Raw genomic sequence first — 26,371 nt, forward strand, 5'->3', positions numbered from 1 at the left:
AAAGTTTAGCGGTAGAGCCTGTGTATTGAGATTTTTTGAAAAATGAAAGAATCGTTACGTTTACGATTAGATCAGCTCTCTGACCGTCACGAAGAATTAAATGCATTACTCGCAGATGTAGAAGTCATTTCAGACAACAAACGTTTCCGTCAGTTGTCACGTGAGCATAGTGATTTATCTGAAATCACTGAAGTTTGGAAAAAATACCGTCAAGCAGAAGAAGATATTGAGACTGCTGAAGTAATGATGACGGATCCAGATTTTAAAGAAATGGCCGTTGAAGAAATTAAAGAAAATAAAGCTTTGATCGGTCAGCTTGAAGCAGACTTAAACATTCTGATGATTCCAAAAGATCCGAATGATGCGAACTCTGCTTATTTAGAAATCCGTGCCGGAACAGGTGGTGACGAAGCTGCAATTTTCTCGGGTGATTTGTATCGCATGTACAGTAAATATGCTGAATCACAAGGTTGGCGTATTGAAGTGTTGTCTGAAAATGACGGCGAACACGGCGGTTATAAAGAAGTGATTTGCCTCATCAATGGTGAAGGCGTATATGGTCGTTTGAAATTTGAAAGTGGTGCACATCGTGTACAGCGTGTTCCTGCAACAGAGTCACAAGGTCGTGTTCATACTTCGGCATGTACTGTTGCGATTTTGCCGGAAATTGATGTAGACACAAGTGTTGAAATTAATCCTTCAGAATTACGTATCGATACCTATCGTGCCTCTGGTGCGGGTGGTCAGCACATTAACAAAACTGACTCCGCGGTGCGTATTACCCATATACCAACGGGTACAGTTGTAGAATGTCAGGATGAACGTTCACAACATAAAAACAAAGCCAAAGCGATGGCGCTGTTGGTTTCTCGTTTAGAAAATGCCAAACGTGCGGCGGCAGATGCCGCGACGTCTGAAATGCGTCGTGACTTGGTAGGTTCTGGTGACCGTTCTGAGCGTATTCGTACCTATAACTATCCACAAGGTCGTATGACTGATCATCGTATTAACTTAACACTGTATAAGTTAGATGCAGTGATGGAAGGTGATTTGACTGAATTGCTAGATAGTTTGCATCGTGAATATCAAGCCGATCAGTTGGCATTATTAGCACAGCAGAATGGTGGCTAATGAATATTGCACAGGCTTTGGCCTATCGTGGTGAACCTGAAAGTTATGAACGTCAGGAAAATGCGTGGTTGTTAGAGCATATCATCAAGATTGATTCGTTTGATTTAATCCTGAAAAAGGATCAAGATTTAACAGCTGAGCAAGAACAACAATATGTCGCATCACTTGCACGTATTGCAGCAGGTGAGCCTTTGGCTTATGTCACAGGTTCTCAGCCATTTTGGACGCTAGACTTAAAAGTGACTAAAGACACTTTGGTGCCACGTCCTGATACGGAAGTACTCGTTGAAACTGTACTGCGTTTAGAACTTCCTGAAGATGCTCGTGTGGTGGATTTAGGAACAGGAACTGGCGCTGTAGCTTTGTCATTAGCCAGTGAACGTCCAGATTGGTCAATTGTAGCTTCGGATATTTACGAACCTACCTTGGAAGTTGCTGAGTTTAATGCCAAAAAGCATGATCTTGAACATGTGCAGTTTGTCTTAGGTTCTTGGTTGAAACCCTTTGGTCGTGCTTTCTTTGATGTAATTGTGTCAAATCCGCCGTATATCGATGCTGATGATGTACACATGAAAGATTTGGCGACAGAGCCTGAACGTGCTTTGGTTGCGGACAATCATGGGCTTGCAGATATTGAGCAAATCATTCTTCAAGCTAAAAAACATTTAACCGTGAATGGTTGGGTGGTGCTCGAACATGGCTATGACCAAGGTGAAGCGGTCAGACATTTGTTCTTGCAGGCTGGATATCGAAATGTTCGGACTATAAAAGATTATGGCGGTAATGACCGTGTCAGCTTAGGTCAGTGGCAACATTGATTTAGTGTTAGATAAATAGTCAAAAATAAAGCGCATTGAATGCGCTTTATTTTTATATTCGATCAATGCTTACATTGGGTAGTCTTGTAAGCTATCGAAAACTTCAACTTGTTCTAAAGCTGCTGTTTCTACTGCAAGACAGTAAGCAATAATTTTTGCAGTTGCATTCACTAAATTTTCATCTTTTAGATTTGCACCTGCTTGAATTGCTTCAATGTCATCTGCTTGGATATCCAGTGCATGAGCAACTTCAACTGCATTTTCAGTGCTAAAAAATTGTGAGATCAAATTTTGCAAATCAATATCTGCGACAGTTTTAAGCTGTTCATGAAACAGTTCATCAATTGCGTCAATCTGAGTGAAAAGAGAATCTGAAAAGTTTTGAACAAGTTGTTGTTCAAGAACATCAATCATCTTAAGCATAGGAAAGCCTTTCAAGGAGATGCAGGAGAATTGGAAAATAAATAAGCAAAGTGCTTTAAATTGAGTGAAAAATAACCTAATTAGACTAAAGTAGCAATCGTTCAAGGATGAATGGTCAGTCTATTTATTGAATATTTTTAAGTTATTGATTTTCTATTAATTAGATGAATATTCAATTTATAAATAGCGAATATCAAATTTTAGGCCTTGAATTCAGGCGCATTATTTTGTCGATACGCACCGGGACTGACGCCTGTCCATTTTTTAAATGCCCGATGAAAAGCACTCGGATCATGAAAATTTAGTTCTTCACTGATATCTTGCAAACTTTTATCGGTATGGGTTAAAAAATCGATGGCAGTATCACGTCGGATATCATTTTTGAGTTGTTGATAACTCACACCTTCACTTTTAAGACGGCGATGCATTGTGGCTTCCGACATATTCATTTTGACTGCCAACTCATAAAACTCTAACCATTCGGCAGGAGAAACGTCTAACAGTTGTTTACGAATTTGGCTGCTGAGTGCATTCGGGTTTTTAAAGCGTACCAAGAGGTTTTCAGGTGTTTGTTGTAGGAATTGATACCACGAACGTGTATCTTGTTTGATTGGCAGGGTTAGGTAACTGGCATCTAGCTGAATATAGTTTTGACTGGCTTGGTAATGAATATTTTCACAGAAGCGAACTTTATAGTCGTGATCATCAAGCGGTGCATCACATTTAAATTGGATTTGGTTTAATAAAATCCGTTGTCCACTTAGCCAGCACAGTAGCGTGTGGATGAGCATCAAATATGTTGCATAGCTGAACATGCGTTTAGGCGCTTGTTGGTCATAGATCACGATATAAGCAAAGTGATCTTCAATGGTTAAATCACTATGCAAGTCATCTAAAACCAGATTTAAAAATTGTAGGATTTGCTTAAGTGCATCCCCCAAGGTGCTGTTATGCATGACCATTTTCGAAAGTAGTTTAAAACTACCACGTCGCATGGCATGCCGATCCATGCCAAAAAATTCATCATCCATCACATCTGCAAGATGAGTCCATAAAGCCGCATATTGAGAAACAGAAACTCTGGTTTTACTCGATAGCAGTAACTCAGAGGGAATACCCGCCTTTTGTAAAATAGCAGAAATATCAAATTGCTTTTTTTGCGCATCGTATAATGCTTCATGCACCAAGTCGATTGAAATCGTCCCTTTGCTGTATTCGAGTCCATGCTTCGGCATATGTGCGGATAGGTCCTTGTTCAGAATTGTCCAAATACATCAGAAAAGATGCAACATTTGGAAATTGTACTGAATAAATTCTCTGTTTACTCTGCATCTTAAGTCGAATTTAAAACAAGACATCGTAAATAGGGAATTGATATGGACATTAAAGGAAAAGTTTTTGTTGTGACTGGTGGTGCATCAGGACTAGGCGCTGCGACAGCAACACATCTGATTGGCCTGGGTGCAAAAGTGATTATTGTGGATATGAATCATGAGCATGGCGAAGCGATGCAACGTCAACTGGGTGATCATGCCAAATTTGTTCAATTGGATGTCACTGATGAACAAGCGGTCGGCGCTTTCTTTGCACAAGTTGAAGCGGAATTTGGTCAACTTAATGGCTTAGTGAACTGTGCAGGTATCGCACCTTCTGCAAAAGTTTTAGGTCGTGACGGATTACATGATTTGGCGATGTTCCAAAAAGTATTAAATATTAATGTTTCAGGCACATTCAATATGCTGCGCTATGCGGCACAACTGATTGCTAAATATGAATTAAAAGCAGGTGAAGAAGAGCGTGGCGTGATAGTGAATACTGCGTCGGTTGCGGCTTTCGATGGTCAAATTGGTCAGTCGGCTTATGCAGCATCAAAAGGGGCAGTGGTTGCAATGACATTACCTCTTGCACGTGAGCTTGCACGTGAATCAATCCGTGTGATGACCATTGCTCCGGGCATTATGGAAACGCCGATGCTCAAAGGCTTAGCACAAAATGTACAAGATGCTTTGGGGCAAATGGTGCCTTTCCCTCCACGTTTAGCAAAACCACAAGAGTTTGCAAAATTAGTGACGCATATTTTTGAAAATGCTTATCTCAATGGTGAAGTGATACGTCTTGATGGCGCGATCCGTATGCAGCCTAAATAGTTATTTATTAAAACTGCTTATTCAGGCTTCTACGACGGAGTCTTATCGAGAATAACTTCGTTGACAGTAGCTCATCTCGTTACTTTTGTTTCGGCAAAAGTAACCAAAACCATTGTCATTTGTAAAACTCGTCATCAAGTATTTATTGATTTATAGGTCGCAGAAACATTTGAGATTAATGGCGTCCTGCCTCAGACAGTTGCAAATGGCGTCGTCGTGTATCCAACTTTGCTTTATACAGCCAAAGAATTTTTAATTCCGCAGTTATCCAAAAATTAAAGCTATACGCGCTATAAAAGATTTAGAAAAGGAAGTCCCATGATTTTAAATGATGAACAAAAAATGGTTCAGGACATGATGCGAAGCTATTCGCAAGAAAAACTGAAACCAACGGCTGCTGAGCGTGACAAAACGGCAGCATTTCCTGCACAAGAGCTAAAAAAACTTGGTGAGCTAGGTGCTTTAGGCATGACGGTTTCGGATGAATGGGGTGGTGCAGGTTTAGACTATGTGTCTTTGGTTGTTGCCTTAGAAGAAATTGCTGCAGGTGATGGTGCGATTTCCACAATTGTCAGCGTTCAAAACTCATTGCCATGTGGCATTACACAGCGTTATGGTACAGAAGCACAAAAAGAAAAATACTTAAAAAAATTAGCCACTGGCGAATGGTTAGGTTGTTTTTGCCTAACAGAACCACAAGTGGGTTCAGATGCGAGTGCGTTGGAATGTAAAGCGGAGCGTGATGGTGATGAGTGGGTGTTAAATGGCACCAAGCAATTTATTACCACAGGAAAGCATGCCCAAGTAGCCTTGGTTTTTGCGGTAACGGATAAGTCTGCAGGTAAAAAAGGGATTTCGTGCTTTTTAGTACCAACGGATGTGCCGGGTTATATCGTATCGCGATTAGAAGACAAAATGGGTCAGCATTGTTCCGATACAGCAACTATTGTTTTAGATGACTGTCGTATTCCTGCAGACAGTCTTTTAGGCCAAGAGGGTGAAGGCTATAAAATTGCCTTATCGAACTTAGAGTCAGGTCGAATTGGTATTGCAGCACAGTCTGTGGGTATGGCCCGTGCGGCATTAGATGCAGCCGTTGAATATGCCAATGAACGCAAGGCATTTGGGGTGGAGATTGTACAGCATCAGGCCGTGGCATTTCGCCTCGCGGATATGGCCACCCAAATTGAGGCGGCTCGACAATTAATTTTCCATGCAGCGACGTTAAAAGATGCCGGTTTTCCATGCTTAAAAGAAGCCTCAATGGCGAAACTTTTTGCATCGACGATGGCTGAACGGGTGTGTTCAGATGCCATTCAAATCCATGGGGGCTATGGTTATGTATCTGATTTTCCAGTAGAACGAATTTATCGTGATGTGCGTGTCAGTCAAATCTATGAAGGTGCATCGGACATTCAACGTCTGGTGATAGCACGTGAAGTAACCAAAGGATAGGTGATTAAAAAATAGACTTTGGTCGATGTTCAAACCCTGCAATGGAGTTGATGGTTATGGAAATTGCAGGGGATATCCAAACATGGTTATCTAGGGATAGACAGTCTAAGAATAGATTGTTTAACAAAGTATAAGTTTCAAAACTAAAAAACCGACATTGCAATCGGTGTATGGAATAGCAGTAAAAGCGGATGTGGCAAAGGATTCGTCACGGTTACGCAGCGGTACAACAACAAGATTAATAAACCTCAAAGTTTTGCACTTTGAATCATAGAGAACAGGATAGGAATTGTCGTCATGAAGACACTAGAACAAGCATATCGTGATTTTAATTTTGAAAAGATGGTTACAGAACAATTGGTCGGTACGCCAAGTTCAATCAATGCTTATGATGAATGTTGTGGGCGCTATGTTGGGCAAAATCGAACTGCGCTGATTTGGGAAGGTAAAACTGGTGAATCTGAGCAATGGACTTTTGAGCAATTAGATTTAGCTTCTGCACAATTGGCAAATTATTATCAGCGCATTGGATTGAAAGCAGGTGATTGCATTGCAGGTCTATTACCCCGTACAGCAGAGTTATTGATCACCGTATTAGCAACATGGCGTATAGGGGCAATTTATCAGCCGTTGTTTACTGCATTTGAGTCCAAAGCGATTGAACATCGGGTGCAAACTGCGGGAACAAAGCTGATTGTAACCAACACTGAGCAACGCTCAAAACTCAATCATATTGATTTACCGCATATTTTAACTGTACATGCCGATCAAGCGATTCAGACAGATCCTGACTTTTGGTCAGAGTTGCAATTGCATGACGCCACATTTAACTCAGTTCCCCGTTCATTTGACGATGAATTTTTAATGATGTTTACATCGGGAACGACCGGTTTAGCCAAGTCTGTACCTGTGCCACACAAAGCGTTATTGGCATTTAAAGGGTATATGACACATGCGGTTGATTTGCGTGATGAAGATTCATTTTGGAATTTGGCAGATCCGGGTTGGGCTTATGGTTTGTACTATGGAATTGCAGGGCCATTAAGTTTAGGACACAGCATTATTATGGATGAACGTGCTTTTAGTGTTGATCATGCACTTCAAGTCATTAAAAAATATAAAGTCAGTAATTTGACCGGTTCACCAACGGCATTTCGTATGTTCTTTGGGTTTAAAGAAAAATTTGATGAACCCATAAAATCACATTTACGGGTTGTGAGTAGCGCAGGAGAGCCACTAACGCCCGAAGTGATTCAATGGTTTAATCACGACTTAAACGTCAATATTTATGACCAATATGGACAAACGGAACTCGGTATGGTGATTGCAAATCATCATGCTTTAGAACACTACAAAAAAGTGGGTTCAGCCGGTTTTGCTATACCGGGACATCGTTTCGCGGTGCTTGATAAAGACCATCAAGAAATTGAACGTGGTGGGATTGGAACATTGGCATTAGACTGGTCGCAATCTCCACTCATGTGGTTCACGGGCTATGGCGGCAATAACCGTAAAGCCTTTGTCGGGAACTACTATTTAACTGGTGATACTGTTAGGTTAAATGAAGAAGGCGGCATTGATTTTGTGGGTCGTGCTGACGATGTCATTACAACGTCAGGCTATCGTGTAGGGCCTTTCGATGTGGAAAGCACATTATTAGAGTGCGAAGAGGTTTTAGAATCGGCAGTTGTCGGTAAGCCTGATCCTGAGCGTACAGAATTAGTCAAAGCTTTTGTGGTATTGAAACCACAATATCAAGCAAGTTCAGAACTCATGGATAAGCTACAAGCCTATGTGCGATCTCGTTTATCCAAGCATGCTTATCCAAAAGAAATTGAATTTGTAGATGGGTTGCCTAAAACATCGAGTGGAAAAATCCAACGTAATCTGTTGAAACAACAAGAAGTGGCCAAAGCGCAATTAATGCAAAAGGTCAGTTAAGTTTAGGCTGAGATAGATTAAAGGAAAGGCTGCGTAAATGCAGCCTTTTTTGATTTGCTTATTTAAGTTGGATAATAATTATTTTTGAGTTTGCAATTTTAATGCTGAGACATCGGTAAATGTTTTGGAAAGCTAATGAGGCAAAGCTGTGCAGAAATAAGTGCACAAGCAAACATGATTGTGACTAAACCTAAGCTGCCAAAATTACTAAATTTACCGGTTAAAGTTGTAATGATCGCACCAAAGCCAAATTGTAAAGCACCTAATAATGCAGATGCTGTACCAGCATTTTTATGCTGAAACATAAGAGCCAAATGGCTTCCGGTAGGCATAATGAAACCTAAAAGTGCAACGGCGATAAATAGTGCGCTACAGAAGAATATTAGATTTGAATAGCCTGAGCATTGTGCAAGGAGCAATACAGCCATAATGAGTAAGAAACTGCTGTTCATGATTTTATAGGCATTCAGTGGTCCAAATTTTTCATGCACTTTGGGGTTAAAGATTGCAGCAGCAATTAAACCAAATGCATTGAATGCAAAGAGCAGGCTAAATTGGGTAGAACTCAACTGATACTCACTGATAAATACACTGGCTGAACCAGCGATATAGGCAAAGAAGCCAGCTTGTGCAATACACAGTGTGAGTGAGTAAATGATGAACTTACGATCCCTGATAATTTGCCCATATAATTTGATGGTTTGTGAGAGCTTGAATTGTTGACGCAATTCCACTTGACGTGTTTCAGGGAGTAGCATTGCAACGGCTGCCAATACAATCGCGGCATATACGGCTAAAAAAATAAAAATATTTCGCCATGAACCTAAAGCCTGTAAGCCATCGCCAATTAGAGGTGCAGCCACCGGTGAAAGGCCTAATATCGCCAAAACCATTGACATCATTTTGCCCATTGCCGGGCCTTGAAACTGATCTTTGATAATCGCAAAGGCAATCACCATCCCAATTGAACCACCTAAACCTTGAATAAAGCGAATCCATTGTAATTGTTCAACGCTTTGTGCAAATGTGCAGCCGATCGAGCCTAAAATATAAATCCCTAAACCTAAGTAAATAAGCGGCTTACGGCCAAATTTATCCGATAGTGGGCCATACATCAGCTGGCCAAGCATTAAACCCACAAAAAATGTCATCAAACTCAGTTGGATCGCACCTTCGCTACTCCCTAAAGATGTTGCCATAACGGGAATGCTTGGTAGGTACATATCAATACCTATCGGGCCGATGGTTGCGAGTAATGCAATGAGTATGGGCATTGCACGTGTATTTGATGCTGTCATAATGTGGTCGGATCTTGTGGAAAGCGGCACATTATGAAACCTATGGGTTTCCTAAGTCAAGGAGAGCAGCATTGGCAAAACTAGGCCGTCCTTTGGTCATGTCGGCAGAACAGCGGCGTGCAGAAATCTTTTCAATTGCAGAACAACTCTTTGGTGAGAAGGGCTTTGAAAATGTCACCATGTCTGAGATTGCGACCGCAGCAGGCATGTCTAAAAAAACCTTATATGTGTATTTTTCTGATAAACGTGAACTGCTTATTTCATTGGTTGAGTCGTCCTATATATGGACTGAAGATGCTTTTGATGCCAATAGTTTAGATCGTGTGTTGGCCTTGCAAAATCAACTGAAGAAAATTGCTGAGCATGTCCTGTCCGAGCGCCATATCAAGTTGTGCCGACTGGCGATTGCAGAGCGTGTAGGTGTTGATGGTATAAGCGATACGTTTTATGAAAAAGGCATTGCCAAAAGCCGAGATCATTTGATTCATGCTGTAAGTCATATACCAAGTGCCCAATTTGTATTGAACTTAAATGCAGATATCATGGCGGATATGTTATTTGGTGCGACCATTTCGAAGCCTTTCGTCGACTTACTATTTTTAAATCAGCAGATAGATATGCAGCAGGTGTATACGGCAATTGAACAAAGTATTCAGGCTTTGTTTAAAATGTGAATGCCTAAATTTTCATAGCAAAATTGAATATTTATTTTCGTCCTTATCTTTGGATTGCTCGTTATAATGGCCTCGGTTTTATGTTTAAAATGAGATAGCAGAACATGGATGCACAGCTCGATCTAGATTCAGACATGGAATTAAGTGATGATGAAATGCATCTATACAGCCGTCAAATATTGCTTGATGGTTGGGACATCGATGCGCAAGAGAAGCTAAAACTTGCCAATGTACTCATCGTGGGGTGTGGTGGGATTGGGTGTACCACAGCCGAATTATTGGCACGTGCAGGCGTCGGACAAATCACTTTGATCGATGCAGATCGAATTGAAATCAGTAATTTGCAACGACAAATCGCGTATATCGAACACGATGTAGGTTTTTATAAAGCTGAAATTTTGGCTAAACGTTTACAAACGATTAACCCGTATATCCGTGTGCAAAGCTATACCTCAAAATTAGATGAAAGCAATGCAAAGGCATTGATTTCACAGCAAGATTTGGTTCTCGACGGTTGTGATAATTTCAGTACACGGTATTTGGTTAACGCAAGCTGTGTGGAAAATAATGTGGCGCTGATTAGTGCTTCAGCGATCGGCTTTCAAGGGCAGTTATTTATGGTTGATGCCGATGCTGCTTGTTATGAATGTATATTTCCAAAAGAACAACATGCCAGTGAAAGTTTACGCTGTGCAGACTCGGGTGTACTTGCAACGACACCAAATGTTATGGCAAGTTTGCAAGCACATCATGCCTTGCTCTATTTGGGTTTGGGGACGACAGCACTGAAAGAAAAGCTTTTGTTGTGGGATGGTCGGTCAATGAAACAAAAAATTCTCGCTTTTGAAAAAGATCCCGATTGTCCAATCTGTCAGGCAAGATAAAGCAGCAAGCCCTTATTTTTTTGCTACACTCACGTTAATTATTTTTTTCTAAGACATTATGAAAAACAATATCTGGTTAGATGGAATTCGCTCGGTTGCCCGAATGGGTGAAACCGCAGTCGTTGCGGCGAAAGCCGGCTTTAAATATGCAACTGAAAAACCAAGTAACGCAAAATTAATGCGTGAAACTTTTGAATCACTAGGTTCAACCTATATTAAATTGGGTCAATTTATTGCCAGTACACCTTCTTTATTTCCACGTGAATATGTAGAAGAGTTTCAAGGTTGTTTAGATCAGACACCGTCATTGCCGTTTAGTTATGTGCAGCAGGTATTGGCTTCAGAATTTGCTGGCCGTAATTTAGATGAAATATTTGCTTCAATTGATGAAAAGCCTTTGGCTTCTGCATCGATTGCACAGGTACATGCCGCTAAATTGGTCACTGGTGAAAATGTTGTTATTAAGGTGCAAAAACCGGGTGTCGAGACGATTCTCTATACAGATTTAAACGTCTTACATTGGGCTACTAAACTGGTCGAAAAAGCTGTACCCAAAGTCAAATTTGCTTCACTTGCAGATATCGTTGAAGAAATTAAAGTTCGCATGGTACGTGAGGTGGACTTTATTGAAGAAGCTCAAAATCTTGACGACTTTGTGAATTATCTGAACGTAACTCAAAACAAAGCCGCAACAGCACCAAAGGTTTATCACCAATATTCAACACGTCGTGTCTTAACCATGGAACGTTTATACGGCGTACCATTGACTGATTTTGATGTGGTCAAGAAAGTCGCTAAAGATCCATCGCAAGTTTTGGTGACAGCGATGAATACATGGTTTGGCAGCTTGATGTTATGTAACAGTTTCCATGCAGACTTACATGCAGGCAACCTGATGCTGCTAGAAGATGGTCGAGTAGGCTTCATCGATTTTGGTATCGTGGGCCAGTTGAAACCTGAAGTGTGGACAGCATGTATTGCGTTTATGGATGCCCTACAAAAAACTGACTACAACTTGATGGCTGAAAACATGCTGAAAATGGGCATGACGGCTGTCAAAATTGACACACAAGTCTTAGCTGCCGATTTAGAGCGTTTATTTAGCGGTGTGCTTTTGGCTGATCCACAGGAATTATTAACCTCAAATCCTGCCGATTTGAATGACATCATGATGGATATGGTACAAGTCGGAGAGCGTCATGGTATTCGCTTCCCACGTGACTTCGCTTTATTATTCAAACAAATGTTGTACTTTGACCGCTTTATGCGCATCCTTGCGCCATATACTGATATTTATGCAGACCAGCGTATTCAAATGGTGCAGACTATGGACCCTAATTTATTGTTGAAGCAATAATTTAGCCGCAAGATATAAATAAAATCCTCCTTCTTTAACAGGAGGATTTTATCGATGTTTAAGATTTTAATTTGAGTGTAAGAATGGACGCAATTATCATTGAAGGTTTGAAAGTTGAGACCGTCATCGGCTGTTTCAATTGGGAGCGTCAGATTATTCAGCCTTTGATGCTCGACCTCAATATTCAAACTAGTTTAGCGCAGGCGGCTCAGTCAGATGAGCTTGAAGATACCTTGAATTATGCTGAAATTTGCGAAATATCAGCCAAAGTCATTCAAACTGCTCAACCTAAATTGATCGAACATGCAGCAAAACTGGTGATTGATGCACTTTTCGCTACCTATGACAGCATTGAATCTATTATGATTACCATCCGGAAGCCTGCCATTATCGCGCAAGCCAATTCTGTAGGAATTCGTCTTGAACGCCACCGAAACGATTTTCGCCCTAGCTCTGGCGAGTAATTTCAATCCCAAACCTCATTTTCAACAGGCTTTACGTCAAATTCAGGCTTTGGGTCATGTTGAATTTTCCAAAATTTATGTGATTCCTTGTCGTGATGGCATTGGGGCGGATTATTGGAATGCAGCTTGTTTGGTGAAATGCAGTTTATCTGTAGATGAAATCAGCGCTTTACTAAAAAAAATGGAAGCAGACTCAGGTCGTGTTCGTCCGTCTCATAATATCGCTTTGGATCTGGATCTGATTGCGTGGGGCGAAAGCTTAGCGCACATGCAGTTTAATCCGAAAAAACTGCCTTTAGCACTCGATGTTAAAATACCAATGTTCGACATTTGGAAAAATGAGATGTTTGAACATCCAGCACATCAATTTCCTATGGTGAGTTGCCAAAAAGTTTTAGTGGATTGAGTGAGTGAAACGGTATGCTTTCAAAGCACATGACGTACATTTAGAATGTCCCTAAATATCCCAAGTAAACAATAACAAAAAATATTCAAATCCTGTCATGGTATGCGCTAGCGTATAGGCTGTCGCAGGATTACATTATCTTTTTAGCTTCAAAATAATGATATGAACTGGACGGATCTGATTCAGCACTATGGCTATATTGCTATTTTTATTGGCACATTGTTTGAAGGAGAAACAGTGCTGATGATTGGCGCCTATGCCGTACATCAACACATACTTCATTTTCCAATGTTGATTGCGGTGGCGATGTTGGGCAGTTTTATTGGCGATCAGTTTTATTATCAAATGGGCGCTCGCTATGGGCAAAAACTTATCCAATCGAATGCAGAATTTGCACAAAAATTCGATCGTGCGAGCCAGTTTATTGAACATTATCCTATTTTGACCATTTTATTTATGCGCTTTGCTTGGGGTTTTAGAACTATTTTACCTATTGCAGTCGGTGTGCGTGCTTATCCTGTTTGGAAATATGTGCTGATTAATCTAGTTGCCTGTTTTATTTGGGCGATGTTGGTCGCAATGATTGGCTTCCAAATCAGTCATTATTTACATCTATTTTGGGCGAAAATGCTGCCTTATCATCAAGATATTTACATCGTTATTGCCGTTATTTTATGTATCGTATTCTTCCGTGTGCTCTATACGGTGTTGAAGTGGTGGCGTAAGCATCATCAACATTGATAAAGTGAACGTGGCTGATCTGATAAAATCGTCAAAACATAATCAAAAGATTTAAAGGGATATTTAGTGAGCGCAATATGGGCTTAGGTTATGGTGCGGGTGCGGGAGGTTTCCTTATTATTTGCTTTGCGATTTTGGTGCTATTTATTGTCATTGCGATTTGGTTGAGTTGGAATAATTGGTATAAAAAGCAAAAAAATCGACCATATAAAGTAAATGCGGTACTTAAAATTGGTTTATCTGGCGTATTGTTTTTCCCTTTATTTGTTGCAGTAACGCTGGGATTGTTCGTGATTTCAGATCTTAGTTCTGACTATGCAGAGTGGCAGCATCAAAAGAAAATTCATATACAGTTGCAGGAACCCTTAAACTTTGGAGAGGTTGTACTGCCTGAAGGCACGTGGATTAACCGATCATTTGAAACCGACTATACTCTGGAACAGATGACTGATATTCGTCAAGGTCTGACTTCGGCTCGTTTTCCAGAGATTATTCAAATAGCTGGATTTGATGTTATTGCATTTGAGCTGGATCGTCATTTATTGCTTGAGTTGGTACATGATCATACTGTTGTGATTAATAACCAAAAGGAAATTTGTCCGGCAGGATGGCTGCTTGAATTAGGTGGATCAGGTTATCCGTCCACTGAGCAACTTTATAGTTTGAATTTTGATTGGTTTACACCAAGTCGATGGCAGCCTATAAACTGTTTTGATGGCGAAGGAATTATTGTATTAGAGTCAAAACATTACTTATGAAAAAGCCTGCATCATTGCAGGCTTTTTGTTCACTATTTATAGAACTTAGCGACAATCATTAGAAAAGCATTAAATGTAATAACTGGTTTTGGTCATCAGCTTTGAAATACCAGTCATGGCAATACGAACTGGAACAGGAAGGTCTACACCACCTGCATTGAGTGCTGTATCACGGTGATGCAGCTCATCTTCATTCATTTGCACTAAAATTTTACGTGAACGTTCGTCTTGTTCAGGAAGTTGGCGGATGTGATCTTCTAAATGCAGGCTCACTTGGCGCTCAGTTTCAGCGACAAAACCTAAGCTGTATTTATCACCGGCAATACCTGCCAATGCACCCATCCCAAAAGAAAGGCCGTACCAAACAGGGTTGAGCAGACTAGTATGGCTGTCTAATTCTTTTAAGCGGTCTTCACACCAAGCCAAATGATCTTGTTCTTCAATCGCAGCGTGTTCCATTTCACGGCGGACATTTGGCAGTTTAGCGGTGAGTGCTTGGCCATGATAAAGCGCTTGGGCACAAACTTCACCACTATGGTTGACACGCATTAGACCCGCCACATGACGTGCTTCACTGACTGCAAGTTGAGTCTTTTCAGCAACAGACGGATTTTCACGATGTGCAGCCGTTGCTCCGGGAACTAAACTACGTAAGGCCTGATCAAATGAGTGAATAAGTTTGTCGACACCTGTAAATTGACGCATGGATTAATCCTCCAGAGAGACTTGCGTAGTTTGAAGCAAAGGTTTGATGCGTAATAGCAGCCAAATACAAAAAATTGCACTGAGCACTGCGGTTATACAAAAAAGTATTTTAATATCAATCTTTAAAACACTCAGAATGATAATTGAAAATATAGCAGAAGATACCATAAATACCGCATTTAAAATGTTGTTTGCGGCAACGACTCGCGCACGATGTGAGCGTGGGGAGTAAGCTTGCATCATTGCATAGAGTGGAACGATGTAAAATCCGCCACTAATGCCCAATAAAGTCACGGCAATCATGACATGGTAATAGCCCCAACCTTGATGAAAAACTTCTGAAAGGGTAATAAGTGGGCCAGTTTGAGTAGGGACGAGGGTCAAACTAAAGGCTAAATACAGTGCAAATACCGTTAAACCTACAGCACCGATGGGAACCATCTTAATATTGACTTGAGTGCCACCCAATTTACGACAAAGTAATGAACCCACGCCTACACCGACAGAGAAAAAAGTCAATAGCAAGCTAACGACATTTTCAGAGGCATGTAGGTTTTGCTGGGTCATTTGTGGAATTTGAGTGAGGTAGGTAGCACCATAAAACCAATACCACGAGTTCCCCAATAAAATGGTAAAAATCAGCGGCAAACTTTTGGCATATTTCATCGTTTGGTAACTGGTACGGAAAAAGTTCCAATCGATTTTTAAATCAGGTGTAGTGACATTTTGCTTAAGAATAAAACGACTGGTGATATAACCTAAAATGGCGATGGTCATTACTGTCAGGCTGATCCACATTAAATTGCCTTGAGATGAAGCAATCACTGCACCGCCCAAAATCATCCCGAATAAAATTGCCATGGATGTTGCAGATTGGAACAGCGCATTGCCTGACATTAGCTCATTGGGTTTTAAAATTTCAGGCAAAATTGCATATTTGATTGGACCAAAAAATGTCGAATGGGTCCCCATCAAAAATAAAGCCAGCAACAATAACCATAAATGACCGGTCAGAAAGCCAATACTGCCGATGATCATGATGATAATTTCTAAAATTTTGATGCCACGGACAAGTTGTGAACGTTCAAACCGATCTGCGATCTGTCCCGCTGTCGCTGAAAAAATAAAGTAGGGTAAAATAAACAATAATGCAGCCAGATTGTTTAGCGTGCTGATGGGTAATGCCTGTTGTTGGATTAATCCATAGGTAATGACCAACAATAAAGCCTGTTTATAGACATTGTCATTGAGCGCCCCAAAAAATTGGGTCAAAAACATAGGCAGGAAACGGCGTGTACCTAGCAGATGTTCGTTGTTATTCATAAGCGTCTTGCTACATTAAGTTTTATTAAGAAATGTGAGTGATTGGTAAAATCTCTAAAAAAATCATGTAATATGTTTTTGAGTTTGGAGATGGCGAAAAACCAATAGATATAAGATCTTTAGCTCTACATCTGGTTGACTAAGTCCATTACATAATGAAATTTGTTAGAGTTTGCTATGCCTGCAAAAATCAAGTTTAAAAAAACAATGCTTCATCACAGTATGGCTCACTGCATACGACAGCATCATAGCAATAAAAGTCTATATATGAGCATCTTTTTGACCTTGTGTGCTCAGCATAGTTTCGCCCAAACTCCCGCAGAAACGGTTCCAACATCTACCGATACAAAAGCAGAGATTGTTGCTGAAATCAAGGATGAGGCTGTAAAGCAAGGGCTATCGACGCCTGAAGCAATTGAAAAAATTGAAAATATAAATGAACCAGAAGAATCTGTTGATAGCATGAAAATGCTGCAAGAACAGCAGCAAGCAGGAACTCAACTACAAGAATTTAAACCCATTGAGTTTGAAGATTTAGAAAACTTACCCGTGACACCTGTTGATCAAAACATGGCGAATGAAATCTTCCAAGTTGCTGAAGAAGCCAAACGTCAAGCGCAGGAGTACCGTGCAACACAGCAAACAGAAGTTGCTGTTGCAGATATTACCCAAAAAGAGTTAACGGAAATTAACCAAGCGCCAGTCAATATTGATCAGCTCATGGGTGAAATTCGTTCGGATAATGAAATTACCGCGACACGAAATGAAAATGCCAATACTCTGCAAGAGCTGAATAATCCAACCGTGGAAGATGATGCAGAGCCGGGTATTTTTAAGCGCTTATTATATAAAGTACGTCCGCCACGTCAGATGAATACGGCAAAAGTGCCACGAATTAGTGCGGATGTTGAAATTACCTCAGCACATAATACCAGTCAGACTTCGAGTAAGGCTTATGGTGCGGCGCTGGAAGATCTCAAAGCCAATATTAAAGGCAAGCTTTCAAGTTTTACTCAAGAGTCTTTTAGCGATTTTCCATCGGCTTTGCCTCAATTACGCAGCTTGTCCAATCAGGCTGCACAAGCTGTGGGCTTCTATCAGTCTGAATTCAAATTTGAAAAAGTGTCTGATAGTAAAGTTCGTGTATTGGTTACACCAAATACGCCTGTGCAAATTCAAAAGCAAAATATTGAATTTTCAGGGGCTGGAGCAAATCAAGCTCAGTTTCAGGTGATTGGTGTTTTACCAGATCAAGAAGAAGGTGACATTCTTAATCATGGTGAATACGAAACGACGAAAGGCCGAATTAATGATGCAGCAACTAATAACGGTTATTTCGACTCGTACTGGCGTTTGCACGATGTAAGAGTGGCTCAACCACAAAATACAGCCGATATCAATTTGCGATTTGAAACGGGTGAGCGTTATAAGCTGGGCGAAGTCGAATTTCGAATGAGTGATCCGAATGCAGAGTTTCCATTGGATCGCGATATTTTAGAAAGCTTGGTGACGTGGAAAGACGGTGCTGACTATACTTTCTGGCGTGTGAATGGTTTGGCTAACAACCTAACTAACTCGCGCTATTTTAACTACACCTTGGTTGATGCGATTCGACCAGACCCGATTGAAAAGCCGCTTGAATTGCCACCAGATATTCAGACCTTGGTCGATCAAAATCAGTTGTCTGAAAGTTCACAAATAGTGAAAGACAAAACTGAAGTGATGTCGAATAAGGAAGTCACGCAAAAAGTGGTTGATGAAGACCAATTTGCGGGGGTGAATGATGCAGAGCAATCCTCTAAATTACGCAGTTTGCAAGATACGCAAGATGCCAAACAAGAAGAACAAGATCGCTTAAAAGCGCAAGCACGCGAAGATAAAAAAGTCCCTGTGATCGTGACACTGAATGCAGACAAGCTGAATAGTGCAGAAATTGGTGCAGGTTTTGGTACTGATACAGGCACACGTGTTCGTGGCCAGTATCGCCGTGCCATCGTGAATAAACGTGGTCATTCTTTTGACGCCAACATGGAAGTATCCAAAATCCGTCAATCGATTGATGGACGCTATAACATTCCATATAACCACCCATTAAATGACTATGTCAGCTTAGTCGGTGGTTATGAACGTGAAGAACGTGATGATGTCGGTCAAGGTATTAATCTTTCGATTGAATCTGCTGTTGCTGGGGTTGACCGGATTATTAAAAACCCCCGTGGTAGTTGGCAGCATACCTTTGGTTTACGTTATCGTTTGGACCGTATTACTGATGACGGACTTAATCCTAGTGATGACATTCCAGATGCATTCTTGGTGAATACCAACAATGAACAACAGTCCTTGATGTTTGGCTATGAAATTTCTCGAACCGACTCTGATAAACGTGTGAATCCGAGTAAAGGGATCAAGCAAACCTATAAAGTTGAAGTCGGAAGTGAAAGCTTACTTTCAGATGCTGATATGGCGATCTTGAATGCGGGCTGGCGCTTTATTTATTCGTTGGGTGAAAATGATAATCACCAGTTCGTGGGGCGCAGTGATGTAGGTTATATTCTGACAGAGAACTTTGATAAAGTTCCTTATAACTTACGCTACTTTACCGGTGGTGACCAAACCATTCGCGGCTTTGACTATAAGAGTTTAGCGGCCGAAGAAAATGGCTATAAAATTGGTGGTCAAGTCTTGGCAACGGGTTCATTAGAATACAACTACCAATTTAAAGAAGGCTGGCGTGCTGCGGTCTTTAGTGACTTTGGTAATGCGTACGATAAAGACTTTAATACACCGACTGCATATAGCGCAGGTGTGGGGATACGTTGGGCATCGCCAATTGGCCCAATTCGTTTAGATGTCGCTACCGGACTTTCTGACGACAGCAAACCAATTCGTTTACATTTCTTTATTGGTTCACAATTATAATTTTTAGGTGATGTGTTTTTTATGACTGAACAAGAACAGCAAGAACCAGAAAACGAAACGCCGGTAGAGCAACTGCCGAAGAAGCGTCGTATTCTTCGAAGTGTCATTTTGACCTTCGTGTTCGTGCTTATCTTTTTGGTGGCTGCATTGGCGGTCATGTTCTCTACAGACAAAGGTAGTAAGTTTTTACTTGACCGTGTTCTGGAACGTCAGCAAATCATTCACTATGAATATGAAGGTGGTAACCTGTGGCGGGGCATTATTCTACGAAATGTCCTCGTTACGCTAAAACCTGTCGATGTAAAAATTGACCGTGCCGATATTACACTCGGTTGGCGCGCCATTATTAATAAAGAAATTCATTTAAATAAGGCAGATGTTAAAAATCTGCAAATTATTACCAAGACCCTACCTAGCGATAAACCTTTTGTATTTAGTGAAATCCGTTTGCCGTTCGTACTTCGTGTCGATCATGCAGATTTAGATCATATGTTGATTAAAACCCATAGTTCAGGTGTGGATTTTTATGATATTGAATTAAATGAAGCGCTTTGGTCAGGGACGGAATTAAAATTCGAAGATACCCGTATGGATATGGGGTATTTGTCTGTGCGCCAAGCGTCTGGGAATATGAAGTTTGAAGACAAGTATCCGCTAAATGCTGTGGGGATTGTCAATTTACCTTCACTACGTGAAAGCTTGAATATTCATGATATTCAAATGGTGGCTAAAGGATCTCTTGATACGATTCAAGCTGGTGTGGCAACTCATACGCCTGATCTTTTAACAGGATGGGCAGTGGTCCATCCAATGCGTCCACATGTCCCGATGTTTGGTGCGCTTAAATTTAAAAACTATCATTTACCTTTACTGACTGAGCAAAAGCTCTTTGCTAAAAATGGGCTGGCAAAATTCAAAGGGGATATTCAGCGTCTCAATTTAGATTTAGACACGGACCTGAGCGGGGCCAATATTCCTGAGGGTAAATATACTGCGCTCATGAGTACGGACTTGGTCAACCAACTTGATATTTCTAACCTAAATGGTCAAGTGATGGGCGGTGCTGTCAATTTGGGTGGCGTGGTGAGTTGGAAAGATCAGGTCACTTGGGATGTAAGTGGTCGTTTGGATAAAATTAATCCAAAACATAAGCTGATCCCGCAAGTGGTTCAAGATTTTCTACCTGTAAATTTAAACAGTAAGATTGCGTCCAAAGGGACCCTTGAAAAAGGTATGCACTTGACGGCGTTGGTGGATTTTGACCAATATGAAACTTGGAATTTAAAACTCGATCAAGCGCCTGCCAAAAATAATAAAGCTCAGCCGATGCTGATGGATGTGTCTTGGAAAAATATAGACCGTGCAGTGCCATATGTTGGATGGTTGAGTAGTGATTCGGGCAATGTGCAATTGGCGCTTACAGAAGGTCAGCAGAACATCAACGTGGCGACCACCGTGTCAAGACATGAAAAAGGTGCTCTGCCTGCTGGACAATATCAAGCCAAACTGAATCTGAAAAATAACAATCTCAATGTCCCTGCCTTTAGTTATGTGGCCGACAAAGGTCAGCTCAAAGGTAATGCAGTTGTAGAATTGCCTGATCAAAAACGTATGCTGAAATGGCAAGCCAATGTACAAGCACAGCAGTTCAATCCGCAAACCATCGTAGCTGCTGCGCCTGTCGATCAAATTACAGGGTCATTAAAAGCCAATGGTTATGCAAAACCAAATCAACAGATTATTCAGCTGAATAATATTGATTTGTTAGGCCGACTAGCACAGCAAAATGAAACGGTTCATTTAACAGGTAAATCTACTGCTGCGCTGACTTTCCATGATGAGAAACAAGGTGGAGGCTTTAAAGCTTTTGCTGTGAATTATAATGGTGGCCTCAATGCAAGCCAAGTTGCCGCAAGTAAAGGCAGTTTGATTTTCAAAGTATCGGGTACACCTGAATTAATTAAAATAGCCGAGCTACGTCATGATGGCGTGGCAGGTAAAATTTCTGCCAATGGACAAGTTTTACTACAAAAAGCCATTGGTTGGGATATCAATGCATCACTGGTGCATTTTAAGCCGCATTACTTTGCCTCAAATGTACGGGGTGAATTATCTGGAAATTTAAAAACCAGTGGTGTGTGGTCAGATACGCTAAAACGTATTCAAATTGAACGTCTGAATTTGGCAGGTATGATCAATAACAAACCTGTCCGTGGTCAAGGTAACTTGGCGATGGTGATTAATTCAAATCAATCTGGTTTTATGCCAAAACAGTTTGAAGCGAATAATTTACTGTTGGCTTATGCCAATAACCAAATTCAAGCCACAGGTAATGCACAAAATTTACAATTGAAAATTAATGCACCGGCATTATATGAAATTTATGCAGGCCTACGTGGACGTGCTTATGGCTACTTAAATGTTCAAGCACAACCACGACTGCAAGCATCTGCCAATATCGCAATAGATGATTTTGCTTTTAATAATTTATTCAGTGTGAAAAAAATACGGGTGCAAGGCGAGTTGCCAACTTCTGCGACTTCACCAAGTTTATTAACGGCAACGATGGATAATTTACGCAGTAACAACCGTGAGATTGTGAAAGGTCAAATTTCACTAGCAGGAACACGTAATGCGCATTTATTAAAAGTCAGTGCTGAAAATAAATTATCAAAATTTTATGTGCAGTTAGCCGGTGGTTTCAACGCACAAAATAATTGGCTCGGTCAGATTCAAAAAGGCGATTTTGACTCGTTGCGTACACGTCTCGTACAGCGTCAAAATGCGTCTATTATTTATAACACGGCACAGTCTGACTTATTTGTCGGTGCGCATTGTTGGATGAGTCAGCAAAGCGAATTATGTTTTGATCAGCCGATTCGTGTGAATAAAAACCGTGGCAATGTATCTTTTGTGACAAAGAACCTAGACTTAAATGATTTTGCAGCATTTATGCCTGAAGGCCTGGCGATCACGGGTAAAGTGAATGGTTATGCGAAAGCGTCTTGGGCGAAAGGTGCAAAACCTAAAATTGATGCACGTTTAGTGACTCGTGACGGTTTACTCGGTTTAGCGGCTGAAGATCCACAGTATTTAGCATCCACTTTAAAATATGATGAAGTAGGTTTGATTGCGAAAAGTGTCGCTGAAGGGCTACAAATTCGACTCGATACCAAAGCTCCTGATATTGGTACAGGTTATGCCAATATTATTATTGATCCGTATAAAGCCAATAAACCGATCCGCGGTGAAGTGGCCTTTAACCAAGTTCAATTGAAAATCTTAAAACCATTTATACAAGATGTCCGTTCAATGGGCGGTACGGTGTCTTATGCGGCAAAAATTAGCGGAACATTGTCACAGCCTTTAATGGATGGTGAGATTCGAGTGAAAAATGGCTCGATTAGCATGATTTCATTACCTGTGAACTTGACCAATATTCAGTTGTATTCTGCTGTACGTCAAAACCACGCGACGATTGATGGTGCATTTAATAGTGGTCGTGGTGTGGGCAAATTAACCGGAAATATTGACTGGAAAAATGATCCACGTATCCAGTTGAATTTAACGGGTAATGAAATGTTGGTCCGTCAAGCACCATTGATCACCGCTGTTGTAACGCCTGATTTATTATTAGATGTGCTGCCTTTCAGTAAGAAATTAACATTAAAAGGTAAAATTGATGTGCCGCGTGCATTGATTTCGATGCCAGAATCGTCTGCAACAGTGGTTGGGGTATCTTCAGATGTACGTGTGGTACATGAAGGTGATAACCAACTTGAGATCTTAAAATCGGCACGTCCTTGGGATATTCGCGCTGACGTACAGGTGAATATTGGTAATCAAGTGATTTTCCAAGGTTTTGATAGTCGAATTCCGTTGATTGGTCGTTTGAATTTGACACAACGTGGATTAGAAACAGCAATGCGTGCCAATGGTGCAATCGGTGTTTCTCAACGTGTGAAAATTGAAGCTTATGGTCAAAGTCTGGACTTGAACCGTGCGATTGCTCGTTTCAATGGACCATTGGCAAACCCAACTTTAGATATCGATGCCAATAAAGCCGTACAAGGCAGTACCGTTGGTGTTCGTGTGACGGGTACAGCATCAAGCCCTGCAATTCAGGTCTATAACGATGCAGGTCTGTCTGAACAAGAAGCCTTAAATGCCTTAATTACAGGTCGTATTAATGAAGGAAGTTCAGGTTTAAGTCAGGCGGAAGGTTTCCGTTCTGATGTGAACAATACGATTGCAGCAGCCGGTATTAGTATGGGCTTGGGTGGTACACGTGCATTGACCAATCAAATTGGTCGTACATTTGGTCTGAGTGGTTTGGCACTCGATGCTCAAGGAACAGGAGATGATACTCAGGTTTCACTGACGGGTTATATTACACCTGATTTATTCATTCGTTATGGTGTAGGGGTATTTACACCAGTGAATAAACTGACCTTACGTTATCAAATGAATCAACGTTTGTATTTGGAAGCGAGTCAGTCTTTAGAACGTGCAATTGACTTGTTTTATAATTGGCGTTTCTAAGGTGTTGAATTATAAGTGATAATTTAAGGTTTTAATAAAAATTCTTGTTTATGGCTGATCTAATAATTTTTAGACTAGACAAAAATAGGTCTATAAAGCGGTTTTGTGTAACACAACCCTTTAAGAAAGATCCTACAATCATACATATTTGAAGTGCTTAAAGCGGGTGTAGAGCTATTAAAAAATAAAAGAGGTGTGTTTCCACAAACAGTAGCTCAAACAATTGGCCTCAAAAAAGTATTAAATTTGTTGAGAGAAGGATCAGGAAATTTGGACAATTGACATAAGTATATTTGTCTCCCTAAATGATGTTGTAAACATCAATATATCAGTATTTTATGGCACATGGACCAAGAAGAAATCATTCAAATGATTTTAAAGCTAAGTGAGCATTTGCTGCGATTAAAGCGGAAAAACACTTGTTGAATTAAGTGCTGAATTTGATTTTATCAAAACCAAATTATCGACTGGGAAAATCAATTGATCGCAGCCTCATTGCAAGCTTTCGATCAATTAAAAGCTCTTATAGAACTGCAAATTGATCTAAAAAAAACTACATGCAAAAATCGGCGAGCAGGCATGAAAAAGTGATTTTTCAGAAGGTGTGTTGAAGAAAATGGGGCGCTTCAACCACAAAAGTTAATTTGCAGCTCACTTCAAATTTCAGTTTTAGTTGTCCAACAAGTGAAATCACCTCCAAGTACATCATCATAAGATGAAAGCCACTTTGAGACTCGGTTCTGCGGTAACATAACAGTTGTTCTAACATAAGTTTTGTACCGAGCCCGTATGCTTTACCCAATGCCTAAAAAAATCCAATTTGCACCTTCTCAAGCGAAATGGCAGCTGTCATCAACACAGTCGGTATTGGTGCTGGTTGGTTTACAAAATTTACGCATGCAGCAGGGCATACAAGATACGCAGCTGATGGAAAATTTGATCCAACTGACCAATAAAGCCAAAGCCTTAGAGATTCCAATTGTCGATTTATATGGTGATGATTTACTTCAAGGCATGCAGCAGCTCGGTGAATATGCAACAACACACCCGCAGCTCATCTTTGCAGGGCAATCACGCCTATGCTGAAACAGATCTTGCCGCATCTATACAGCGTGACAGAGCAAATCTGTATTGTTGATGATGCAATTGCACTGAATAATCAGGAACAGCATATTCAGTGGGTGGACTCCATTTCAGATCAAGGTATCCATCACATGAGTAGTTATAATCTGTTGCGGCTTTGGAATCTGTCAGCGCCAACGGAATTCGTCTTGTCGGCCAAAGGCATATTATTGGCTATTGCAGAGCAGTTAGATATGGACGCATTGGAAATAGATCCCTTAATCGATTTACGCAGTTATGGGCTCGATTCCATTGCCATGGTCAGCTTAATTGGGTTGTGGCGTGCCAATGGTGCAAACATCCGTTATGAAGACTTTTTAGATGATGCAAGTCTAAAAGCATTGCTAGAAAAATTGCTCAGTACAGACTAAACAAAGCCAATTGGAATTATTTTTGTTCTAAATCGGAAAATACGTCGGGAAATATGCCTTTGTGCATTGTAATTGTTGGCTAAGCTTTTTATTATTGCCGCCTTGTTTTTCGAGATCAGAACTGGATTGAACTTTGAGTAATTTTCTAACCGAACACCTGATACATCGTGACACTGACTTTATGGTGATCCATAAACCAGCAGGTTTACTCACAGTTCCGGGAAAAACAGCAGATTTACAAGACTGTGTTATCAATCGATTATTACAAATTGAGCCGAATACTTTGCTCATCCATCGTTTGGATCGTGATACCTCAGGTATTTTGGTTTTTGCATTAACCCGTCAAGGGCAAAATCGAATTTCACGCCAGTTCCAAGAACGTCAAACTTCAAAAACATATCAGGCATTGGTTGCGGGTACGCTCGAAGGTGAAGGTACTGTTGATGTACCCGTCGTGTATGACCCAGAACATCCGCCACTGCATATTGCCGATCCTGCACATAATAAGCCTGCACTTACGCATTGGAAAGCCACTGAACATTTTGAGATTCAGGGTCAAGCCGTAACACGTGTAGTGTTAACTCCTATTACCGGTCGATCCCATCAGCTTCGTGTTCATATGCAATATTTAGGTCATCCTATTGTTGGTGATACTTTGTATGCAACACCTGAGCAACAGCAGCTGATGCCACGCTTATGTTTACATGCTGAGCGCTTGAGTTTTAACCATCCTGAAACAGAGCAAACAGTGGAATTTCACTGTCCTGTACCATTTTAGGAAAATCATTTAAATCCCTAAGAATTCTGCTCACTATTTAGTGGGCTTTATGTCAAAATATATTGCTTTATGGTCTAGATTTTTGCTCAAATAACGTTCACAGTTTGAGCATAA

20 protein-coding genes and 2 pseudogenes are annotated in these 26,371 nt (G+C 40.7%); 17 read left to right on the plus strand and 5 right to left on the minus strand.

Annotated features, from left to right (window positions below; genetic code table 11):
* Nucleotides 1-42: 42 nt before the first annotated feature.
* Entirely contained in the window at nucleotides 43-1,131 is a 1,089-nt protein-coding gene (prfA, locus tag FTT94_RS02175; RefSeq protein WP_078188570.1) for a peptide chain release factor 1, read from the plus strand.
* Entirely contained in the window at nucleotides 1,131-1,949 is an 819-nt protein-coding gene (gene prmC / locus FTT94_RS02180) for a peptide chain release factor N(5)-glutamine methyltransferase (protein WP_180170151.1), read from the plus strand. The genes prfA and prmC overlap by 1 nt, the downstream gene beginning before the upstream one ends.
* A 69-nt stretch (nucleotides 1,950-2,018) precedes the next feature.
* On the opposite strand, the gene FTT94_RS02185 is transcribed toward prmC, so the two are convergent.
* The gene (locus FTT94_RS02185; protein ID WP_078188566.1) at nucleotides 2,019-2,372 is read right to left on the minus strand and encodes a hypothetical protein; all 354 of its coding nucleotides are present in this window, start codon (nucleotides 2,370-2,372) and stop codon (nucleotides 2,019-2,021) included.
* 200 nt (nucleotides 2,373-2,572) lie between these two features.
* Complete coding sequence (locus FTT94_RS02190) at nucleotides 2,573-3,607, minus strand: AraC family transcriptional regulator (protein WP_180170152.1); 1,035 nt, start codon at nucleotides 3,605-3,607, stop codon at nucleotides 2,573-2,575.
* A 141-nt stretch (nucleotides 3,608-3,748) separates the two neighbouring features.
* Here FTT94_RS02190 and FTT94_RS02195 point away from each other — a divergent pair, with 141 nt between their 5' ends.
* The 3 genes from FTT94_RS02195 to FTT94_RS02205 all read left to right on the plus strand — a co-directional run bounded on the left by FTT94_RS02195 (nucleotide 3,749) and on the right by FTT94_RS02205 (nucleotide 7,915).
* On the plus strand, nucleotides 3,749-4,519 hold the full coding sequence (locus FTT94_RS02195; RefSeq protein WP_078188564.1) for a 3-hydroxyacyl-CoA dehydrogenase: 771 nt from the start codon (nucleotides 3,749-3,751) through the stop codon (nucleotides 4,517-4,519).
* A gap of 318 nt (nucleotides 4,520-4,837) precedes the next feature.
* A complete protein-coding gene (locus FTT94_RS02200) occupies nucleotides 4,838-5,974 on the plus strand; it encodes an acyl-CoA dehydrogenase family protein (protein WP_180007917.1) in 1,137 nt (378 codons plus the stop codon).
* Between the two features lie 297 nt (nucleotides 5,975-6,271).
* Nucleotides 6,272-7,915, plus strand: a complete 1,644-nt coding sequence (locus tag FTT94_RS02205) for an AMP-binding protein (protein WP_180170153.1) — start codon at nucleotides 6,272-6,274, stop codon at nucleotides 7,913-7,915.
* A 98-nt stretch (nucleotides 7,916-8,013) separates the two neighbouring features.
* Here the strand turns inward: FTT94_RS02205 and FTT94_RS02210 are convergent, their stop codons facing one another.
* Entirely contained in the window at nucleotides 8,014-9,213 is a 1,200-nt protein-coding gene (locus FTT94_RS02210; protein ID WP_257220683.1) for a multidrug effflux MFS transporter, read from the minus strand.
* A 71-nt stretch (nucleotides 9,214-9,284) separates the two neighbouring features.
* Here FTT94_RS02210 and FTT94_RS02215 point away from each other — a divergent pair, with 71 nt between their 5' ends.
* The 7 genes from FTT94_RS02215 to FTT94_RS02245 all read left to right on the plus strand — a co-directional run bounded on the left by FTT94_RS02215 (nucleotide 9,285) and on the right by FTT94_RS02245 (nucleotide 14,497).
* Nucleotides 9,285-9,887: a TetR/AcrR family transcriptional regulator gene (locus FTT94_RS02215; protein WP_180170154.1), complete on the plus strand. Its 603-nt coding sequence runs from the start codon at nucleotides 9,285-9,287 to the stop codon at nucleotides 9,885-9,887.
* A gap of 104 nt (nucleotides 9,888-9,991) precedes the next feature.
* The gene (locus tag FTT94_RS02220; protein WP_180170155.1) at nucleotides 9,992-10,771 is read left to right on the plus strand and encodes a HesA/MoeB/ThiF family protein; all 780 of its coding nucleotides are present in this window, start codon (nucleotides 9,992-9,994) and stop codon (nucleotides 10,769-10,771) included.
* A 58-nt stretch (nucleotides 10,772-10,829) separates the two neighbouring features.
* Nucleotides 10,830-12,128: an AarF/ABC1/UbiB kinase family protein gene (locus FTT94_RS02225; protein WP_180040380.1), complete on the plus strand. Its 1,299-nt coding sequence runs from the start codon at nucleotides 10,830-10,832 to the stop codon at nucleotides 12,126-12,128.
* 83 nt (nucleotides 12,129-12,211) lie between these two features.
* Nucleotides 12,212-12,592 (plus strand): dihydroneopterin aldolase, encoded by a 381-nt coding sequence (gene folB / locus FTT94_RS02230; protein ID WP_078188558.1) that lies wholly within the window; start codon nucleotides 12,212-12,214, stop codon nucleotides 12,590-12,592.
* The gene (locus FTT94_RS02235; RefSeq protein WP_180170156.1) at nucleotides 12,549-12,998 is read left to right on the plus strand and encodes a 2-amino-4-hydroxy-6-hydroxymethyldihydropteridine diphosphokinase; all 450 of its coding nucleotides are present in this window, start codon (nucleotides 12,549-12,551) and stop codon (nucleotides 12,996-12,998) included. The genes folB and FTT94_RS02235 overlap by 44 nt, the downstream gene beginning before the upstream one ends.
* Nucleotides 12,999-13,160: 162 nt before the next feature.
* On the plus strand, nucleotides 13,161-13,739 hold the full coding sequence (locus FTT94_RS02240; RefSeq protein ID WP_257231065.1) for a DedA family protein: 579 nt from the start codon (nucleotides 13,161-13,163) through the stop codon (nucleotides 13,737-13,739).
* Between the two features lie 77 nt (nucleotides 13,740-13,816).
* Nucleotides 13,817-14,497 (plus strand): hypothetical protein, encoded by a 681-nt coding sequence (locus FTT94_RS02245; RefSeq protein ID WP_180170157.1) that lies wholly within the window; start codon nucleotides 13,817-13,819, stop codon nucleotides 14,495-14,497.
* Nucleotides 14,498-14,566: 69 nt separating this feature from the next.
* Here the strand turns inward: FTT94_RS02245 and coq7 are convergent, their stop codons facing one another.
* Both coq7 and FTT94_RS02255 read right to left on the minus strand, forming a co-directional pair.
* Nucleotides 14,567-15,202, minus strand: coding sequence for a 2-polyprenyl-3-methyl-6-methoxy-1,4-benzoquinone monooxygenase (gene coq7, locus FTT94_RS02250; protein ID WP_180004953.1), 636 nt, complete (start codon nucleotides 15,200-15,202; stop codon nucleotides 14,567-14,569).
* Nucleotides 15,203-15,205: 3 nt separating this feature from the next.
* A complete protein-coding gene (locus FTT94_RS02255) occupies nucleotides 15,206-16,525 on the minus strand; it encodes an MFS transporter (protein WP_180170158.1) in 1,320 nt (439 codons plus the stop codon).
* Between the two features lie 177 nt (nucleotides 16,526-16,702).
* Here FTT94_RS02255 and FTT94_RS02260 point away from each other — a divergent pair, with 177 nt between their 5' ends.
* The 5 genes and pseudogenes from FTT94_RS02260 to FTT94_RS02275 all read left to right on the plus strand — a co-directional run bounded on the left by FTT94_RS02260 (nucleotide 16,703) and on the right by FTT94_RS02275 (nucleotide 26,257).
* Nucleotides 16,703-19,444 carry an autotransporter assembly complex family protein gene (locus FTT94_RS02260; protein WP_180170159.1) on the plus strand — a complete coding sequence of 914 codons (2,742 nt, stop codon included), beginning with the start codon at nucleotides 16,703-16,705 and terminating at the stop codon, nucleotides 19,442-19,444.
* A gap of 21 nt (nucleotides 19,445-19,465) precedes the next feature.
* Entirely contained in the window at nucleotides 19,466-23,986 is a 4,521-nt protein-coding gene (locus tag FTT94_RS02265) for a translocation/assembly module TamB domain-containing protein (protein ID WP_180170160.1), read from the plus strand.
* A 338-nt stretch (nucleotides 23,987-24,324) separates the two neighbouring features.
* Nucleotides 24,325-24,655: pseudogene (locus FTT94_RS16585) on the plus strand (IS3 family transposase); the annotation flags it as partial.
* 120 nt (nucleotides 24,656-24,775) lie between these two features.
* A pseudogene (locus FTT94_RS02270) lies at nucleotides 24,776-25,479 on the plus strand (phosphopantetheine-binding protein).
* A 133-nt stretch (nucleotides 25,480-25,612) separates the two neighbouring features.
* Nucleotides 25,613-26,257 (plus strand): RluA family pseudouridine synthase, encoded by a 645-nt coding sequence (locus FTT94_RS02275; RefSeq protein WP_180123633.1) that lies wholly within the window; start codon nucleotides 25,613-25,615, stop codon nucleotides 26,255-26,257.
* The last annotated feature ends 114 nt before the right edge of the window (nucleotides 26,258-26,371 follow it).

This window comes from Acinetobacter sp. YH12027 (genome assembly GCF_013420085.1).
GTDB classification, from domain to species: domain Bacteria; phylum Pseudomonadota; class Gammaproteobacteria; order Pseudomonadales; family Moraxellaceae; genus Acinetobacter; species Acinetobacter amyesii.

Excerpts from the sequence above, each read along its gene's own strand:
- FTT94_RS02225 (WP_180040380.1), top strand. The coding sequence starts at position 10,830 with ATGAAAAACAATATCTGGTTAGATGGAATTCGCTCGGTTGCCCGAATG.
- FTT94_RS02240 (WP_257231065.1), top strand. The coding sequence starts at position 13,161 with ATGAACTGGACGGATCTGATTCAGCACTATGGCTATATTGCTATTTTT.
- FTT94_RS02265 (WP_180170160.1), top strand. The coding sequence starts at position 19,466 with ATGACTGAACAAGAACAGCAAGAACCAGAAAACGAAACGCCGGTAGAG.
- FTT94_RS02210 (WP_257220683.1), bottom strand. The coding sequence starts at position 9,213 with ATGACAGCATCAAATACACGTGCAATGCCCATACTCATTGCATTACTC.
- FTT94_RS02205 (WP_180170153.1), top strand. The coding sequence starts at position 6,272 with ATGAAGACACTAGAACAAGCATATCGTGATTTTAATTTTGAAAAGATG.
- FTT94_RS02260 (WP_180170159.1), top strand. The coding sequence starts at position 16,703 with ATGCCTGCAAAAATCAAGTTTAAAAAAACAATGCTTCATCACAGTATG.
- prfA (WP_078188570.1), top strand. The coding sequence starts at position 43 with ATGAAAGAATCGTTACGTTTACGATTAGATCAGCTCTCTGACCGTCAC.
- FTT94_RS02190 (WP_180170152.1), bottom strand. The coding sequence starts at position 3,607 with ATGCCGAAGCATGGACTCGAATACAGCAAAGGGACGATTTCAATCGAC.
- prmC (WP_180170151.1), top strand. The coding sequence starts at position 1,131 with ATGAATATTGCACAGGCTTTGGCCTATCGTGGTGAACCTGAAAGTTAT.
- FTT94_RS02200 (WP_180007917.1), top strand. The coding sequence starts at position 4,838 with ATGATTTTAAATGATGAACAAAAAATGGTTCAGGACATGATGCGAAGC.
- coq7 (WP_180004953.1), bottom strand. The coding sequence starts at position 15,202 with ATGCGTCAATTTACAGGTGTCGACAAACTTATTCACTCATTTGATCAG.
- FTT94_RS02220 (WP_180170155.1), top strand. The coding sequence starts at position 9,992 with ATGGATGCACAGCTCGATCTAGATTCAGACATGGAATTAAGTGATGAT.
- folB (WP_078188558.1), top strand. The coding sequence starts at position 12,212 with ATGGACGCAATTATCATTGAAGGTTTGAAAGTTGAGACCGTCATCGGC.
- FTT94_RS02255 (WP_180170158.1), bottom strand. The coding sequence starts at position 16,525 with ATGAATAACAACGAACATCTGCTAGGTACACGCCGTTTCCTGCCTATG.
- FTT94_RS02195 (WP_078188564.1), top strand. The coding sequence starts at position 3,749 with ATGGACATTAAAGGAAAAGTTTTTGTTGTGACTGGTGGTGCATCAGGA.
- FTT94_RS02185 (WP_078188566.1), bottom strand. The coding sequence starts at position 2,372 with ATGCTTAAGATGATTGATGTTCTTGAACAACAACTTGTTCAAAACTTT.
- FTT94_RS02245 (WP_180170157.1), top strand. The coding sequence starts at position 13,817 with ATGGGCTTAGGTTATGGTGCGGGTGCGGGAGGTTTCCTTATTATTTGC.